This is a genomic window from Candidatus Aquicultor secundus (assembly GCF_002791875.1).
GTDB classification, from domain to species: domain Bacteria; phylum Actinomycetota; class Aquicultoria; order Aquicultorales; family Aquicultoraceae; genus Aquicultor_A; species Aquicultor_A secundus.
In genome coordinates, this window is record NZ_PFNG01000064.1 from 916 (window position 1) to 1,671 (window position 756).

General features: G+C 50.7%; 1 protein-coding gene. It reads right to left on the reverse strand.

Translation table 11 applies throughout. The annotated features are described in order from the left end of the window. A partial coding sequence (locus tag COY37_RS02620) for a glycosyltransferase family 39 protein (protein WP_286975920.1) occupies positions 1-756 on the reverse strand: 756 nt, incomplete at both ends.

Sequence of the window (756 nt, forward strand, 5' to 3'; positions counted from 1 at the left end):
TTCCCATCCAAAAGACCTCACCGCCGTTGGAAGAGATAAATACAGGGCTGCCCATAGCGACATAATTACGGATGGTCCAGGGGAGAATCGCAGCCATCATAATCGCCCCCATTAAAGCGGTAAGGCCGATTGCCTTGGCTATCCCGATGCGCTTAATAAAAAGCCATACAAAAAATATTACAGGGAAGAGAAGTATCGCCGGTCGGGTCAGCGCAGCGATACCGAATATGCCCCCCACCAGGGCGGTTCGCGCCGGCATTTCAAGCTTGATTTTATCATCAAGCAAGACAATGAAACCGCCGAGAAGCAGTGGGATAAAAAGGTTTTCTGAGGCCAATAGGTTATTGTAAAAGATAAAATTAGGATAGAGCGCCGATAATGACGCGGCAACCAAACCCGCCCGTGCCCCTGCCAGCACAGAAGCAAGCCGGTAGATAAGGTAGCATGTGAACGTGCCGATTACCGCCTGGGCTAACTTTACGCCCGTGAGACCGCCGGTAAGCTTGATAAGGAACGCCAGAAAATAGGGATAACCCGGTGGGAATTGCGCGGTAGGGTGTCCGTTGATCGTAAACCCGTTTCCCGCCAAAATAGAGTGGGCCCTATCGTAATACCAGCCAAAGTCACTTATCGGAATTGAGGGAAGCCAAAAGATCCAGGCGATGCGAAGAGCGAGGGCCAGTGTAAGAATGGCAGCAAGAATAATAGCGCGTTTTTTTCGCTCTTTTATATCATCCAGGCCAGGCAACGTCTCTC